This window comes from Porphyromonas levii DSM 23370 (genome assembly GCF_000379925.1).
Lineage (GTDB): Bacteria > Bacteroidota > Bacteroidia > Bacteroidales > Porphyromonadaceae > Porphyromonas_A > Porphyromonas_A levii.
Genome location: NZ_KB904326.1, coordinates 1 through 4,745, shown reverse-complemented (window position 1 = coordinate 4,745; position 4,745 = coordinate 1). Strand labels below are relative to the sequence as shown.

General features: G+C 40.3%; 3 protein-coding genes and 2 pseudogenes. All 5 read right to left on the bottom strand.

Going from position 1 to position 4,745, the window contains the following annotated elements; genetic code table 11:
* Positions 1-207 (bottom strand): annotated as a pseudogene (locus tag A3GG_RS0111440) (hypothetical protein); the annotation flags it as partial.
* Positions 208-434: 227 nt separating this feature from the next.
* Positions 435-2,954 carry a TonB-dependent receptor gene (locus tag A3GG_RS0111435; RefSeq protein WP_026215803.1) on the bottom strand — a complete coding sequence of 840 codons (2,520 nt, stop codon included), beginning with the start codon at positions 2,952-2,954 and terminating at the stop codon, positions 435-437.
* A gap of 91 nt (positions 2,955-3,045) precedes the next feature.
* Entirely contained in the window at positions 3,046-3,909 is an 864-nt protein-coding gene (locus A3GG_RS12970) for a GLPGLI family protein (RefSeq protein WP_018359412.1), read from the bottom strand.
* A gap of 116 nt (positions 3,910-4,025) precedes the next feature.
* Positions 4,026-4,268, bottom strand: a complete 243-nt coding sequence (locus tag A3GG_RS14060) for a TIGR04149 family rSAM-modified RiPP (protein ID WP_083900417.1) — start codon at positions 4,266-4,268, stop codon at positions 4,026-4,028.
* A gap of 288 nt (positions 4,269-4,556) precedes the next feature.
* A pseudogene (locus tag A3GG_RS13665) lies at positions 4,557-4,745 on the bottom strand (hypothetical protein); the annotation flags it as partial.

Sequence of the window (4,745 nt, the reverse complement as noted above, 5' to 3'; positions counted from 1 at the left end):
CATAGCACCCAGCACCAAACGGGCAGGAAGATTAGTGGCTCCCTTACGTCTCGGATCAAGTCTAGAGATATAGACCTGCTCCATCTTTGCCCACGGCAACTTTTCCGCCAGCTGATACCACCTATTGCTCTTATCGAGAGACTCCGACAAATTACCATCCCCAATAAAAAGGGGCAACCTCCCAATGCTTGAAAACACCTTCCTCATATTCTCAATAACTGCTATTGCGTTTCTTTTTAACACTACAATATACCAATAATCATCAATATAGCAAAGAAAACAATACTTCAATTGCTTGAATAGTAGGTGGTTAAGGCATATTCAGCAAGCTCCAATTAAGATTACATGTTTCTGTAACCTCAAAGGTAATCTGTGGTGTGTTGACAAAAAAACTTTTGATATCGTCTTCTGTAAATCTTGCCATGTTCATAGCTCTATAGTATTTTAAATCTGGCTTTCAGTATAATGCTCGATGGGCGTATTCTATAGTGACTTTCAAATAGCCGCTCACTACTTAGGTCTCGGTAGTAAAAGTACTTAGTATTACAGATGTTATTCCACTCAAGACTCAGATGCAATCCTTTTAGTTTATAAGATAAAGAGGCATCTACCAACACCGTATTCTGTGGACTACTCCCTTGATTATTGTATTGATGATATCCGCTTGCGTTTAGGTGGAGATGGCTTATGATTTCCACAGCGCACCCAATTTTATTTGTCCAAAGCATTAGACTCTTACCCTCCCGTGCTAAGTTTCTCGAAAGGTTAAAGTCAGAATCATACTCTAGTGATAACCAGTGAGTAGGCATAATATTCAGTTTCAAAGTAGCACGGCTCTGTAAAAACTTTAGGTAAGCAAACTTATTTTGTACAAGGCGCGGTGACCTGCTGATAAATTGTCCTCCACTTAGTGATATATTAAGCTTTTCCCAGTCGAATCCCTTGCTAAGATTGAAATCATAATTAAGATTTTGCTCTATATTCGGCATCGCTACACTATTCGTTTTGAGGAGCATACCATCATATTCACTTGAATGAAGATAATGGCTCTGACGATTGGAGTAGGAAAGTGTAGCACTTGCAAAAAACAATCTTTGTACCCACCTATACCCCACGCTTAATAAAGCCGAAAACAATCTACTCTTATCAATTTGCGGAGCATAAGCTTCTATTGAGCGGTAATTCGTTAAAATACATCCACTGTATAAGGAAGAGATATCACTATAGTTCGTAGAGTACCTTGCCGATAGAGTGGTATTCCAGCGATTGGAGACCTTCCAATTAAGAGAGAAGGAGGGCTTGAAGAGCAATTCCCTTAGAGGAGTATTCTCATTGCTGACCGCATCATGGAGCGTTAGCAGTTCTAGTCCAATCGGCAAAGTTAGTGTAGCTTTGACCTTTCGACCATTATATACCGACTCGAGAGAAATACCCAGCTGAGTATCCGTTCGTTGTAGTTGATTGGATAATTGGCTAAATCCTGATAGGTCTAGATCGGAGGCAAGCTTTTCAACATTGTGATGCACAAATAGATAGGGGTTGAAGGAGAACTCTTTCCACTTTAGAGTCTGTAATAGATGAAAACTATTATAGGTAGAAATAGAGGTGAGACTGCTTTTCTGGTGAGGTGTGTGGGATGAAGAACCAAAGATTTCTAAACCGTCAGGAGATATTTTCAGTTGCTCATTTCTCTGGATAAATTCTGTATTGGAAATTATTCTGATTCCTTTACCTCTTGCTCCTCTATATATCAGATCTAGGCGATTTTTTGCGAAGTGTCCATCTTCATTGCGTAGCTGATGTACATGACCCTTAGTTTGGCTTACCAAACCATTCCCATTGTCAATTACTCCGCTATAAATCAGTTCGTTATTAAGATAGAAACGATCATTGTTTACCTTGTATCCTACCTCCCCGCCAAACTTTTCACGTGTGTCATGTGAGAATAGTTCCTCTTTTATCACCAACGATTCCCTATCTGGTAGAAATATCGTATTAATGCTCTGACCTCTTCTCTCCTCATTGTCCCTGAGGTAGTGAAGATTGAGTGATAATTGATGGTCTTTTGGTGTGATGAATACGTTGTTTAGTGTCGCTGAGAGATCACTATTAAATAGGTGCTTAGTTCGTTCTATACTGGGAGGTGCTGGACGAAGCATCATGGTCATCCTTGCGCCTTGATCTTCGACATTGCTACCGTAGGAAAGGATTTGCTGATCCAAGCCAATCCCCACATTATTCCATTTTAGTGTTCCTAGATGCTGGTGTCTTTTTGCAAAGTAGGTCATTACTAGTTCCTCTTGTCCTGCGAAACCCTTACTCCAGCCAGCTGAAGCAAGGGCAGAAAGACCAAGTACACCCTTTCTTCCCTCTTTTAGTTTCAGGTTAATAGTTGCCTGGTCTATGAATTCTAGATCCTTTAGCGCCTTTATCTCTTGGTGATTTTCGAACACCTGCACTGCAGCAATGTCATCGGCGGAGAGGCTTTTCGTGGCAATACCATATCTATTCTTCATCAGATCAATCCCCTCTATCAATACTCCCCTTACCGCTTTCCCTTTGTACTTGACCTGACCTCCATTCAGGACCTCTATTCCTGGCATTCGCTTAAGGACATCCTCTATTGTATGGTCATTTGGATGTATAAATGAACCAACATAGTAATTAAGCGTATCCCCATGCAAAGAGATCTTATCAGCCTTAACACTAACCTCCTCAAGCTCAAAAGGCTTTACATCTACCAAGAAGTCCACTATTTCAGAATCTCTCGGCACTTGCTTTATCTGTGGCGGTATATTAAACCCTCCTATAGAAAGGGTCAAGCTATCTCCACTTGGTTTATAAGTTAGTGAATACTTCCCTTCTTCATCGGTTAAAGTATAGGCAATAACTACTGGACGATCTGGAGACTGCAACAAACTGACCGATACATCTGGTAGAAGATTGCCACTCATATCTCGTACTACGCCCCTAATAATCCCTTTCTGCTGTGCAGAAGATAAATTGGGAAGTGTTAGAATAACAAGAAGCAAAAAACAACGAAAACTATTCCAATTCCAGTCCGACATAAGTTATTTTGGGGGATTGAGCATTAGATTTGGTTCCATCACTATTGATGGTCAATTGTTCTACCTGCACTCCAGTGCCTACAGATGCTGCTTTGAGAACATCATATGTATCCTCGATATAACGTTTTACAAAAACATTGGCCTCCTTTCGAGTTACTTTGTCATAGCCGCCTAGGTCATACTTTACTATTGGCATTGGCTCTTTCAGCCGGTTTACTTGCTTTGCCGTAAAGATAAAGTCCCCTTTTTCATCGCTGACCTTAAGAATTAACCCTGGGAGGTTGCGAAACTTCCAAGGACCATTGTTTAAAGGCAATTGCATCGTAAACCAAGCTTCGTAGTTGCGCCCTCTGAACCGGCAAGTAGCCTTTTGGCATGGATAACCGATCAATTCCTTACTCTCTGCAGTTATCTGCCAGTTAAAGTTCGGGCGATCTTCATACAATTGAGCACCAAAAAAAGAATTACAAGGATAATGTATGACCACGTCTCTATTTTCCCCCTTGCATTGAAAAACTTCAATAGCACCCAAACCACGAGAAGGCATACTAGGTATTGCATCTAGAGCGCTTTCGTAATATTGTTGATTTTTAAGTACTTCTGGATTGAAAAACTTACTAATTTTCTTTCCTATAAGTAGCATATTCTCAGAGGTGAAATGACTATTCTGGTCGCTCAGGTACTTCGACTTAAGCTCATACATCACCATATAATGAGCTTGATCCAAGAGCTCATAACTATCTGTCCTAAAGCGTGGTGTGTGGTGATCCTGTGCCTTCATACTAGATATACACAGTAGGCCGATTACCACAGTCGCTATTATCTTTCTATTGAAGTTCATTTCTTTTCTATTTATTAGTGAAGATAGGTGTGTCAAACTCTACAAACCAATAGATATAAATATACCTTACTCTACTGCCGTAAAATTCAACACATCTATCTCTAAGTGCTTATTAATTACCGAGGATCGCAGTCAGGGCAACTTACTATAACCTCTATTTTTGTGTCGCCTTTTTTTGAGTCTTTTCCTCCCCTGTAATGGGCATTGGCATGAGCATTGTCATGAGTGCTTGAGCCACCATTATTTTCATAGTAGCAAGAGCAAGAACATGTCCATGAGTCATGCCCTCCGTTAGTACGAGATAGTTCTCTTTCCTCTAGTCTGTTTGCATACAAAGATGCTAAATTAATTTTATTCATAGATTAATTTCTCTTTGATTTCGTCTTATGTAATACACTTTGACAAAATCGGATTAAAAATTTTCTGTAGGAGTTTCCTTCAGAATTATATAGTATACACGTATAGTACTCCCCATTTATAGACAACGGGCTAGTGTTTTTTTTCTTTCACTGTTACAAACGTACACATTTTTCTTTCTTTTTACATAGTGTAACTCTCCCAAAACGGGCGCGTAAGGAGAGAATAAAATAGCCTGTAGGTACGATTTGGTACCTACAGTCTATTTTGTGTCTCGGTGTCTTTTTGAGTTAGACTTCTATGTGACCTGGGAGGAGGTTGATTATTTCGTCTTCTGTGAGCTCGCCTATCTTGGGGAGCTTTGGAAGGACTGCTAGTAGCCAATCGTAGAAGTTGACTCCTGCCTCATCGCAGGTGGCCATAAAGGAGTAGATGCGAGCGTAATTCTCGGCCGATGCGTTGTTATTGACGAATAAGTA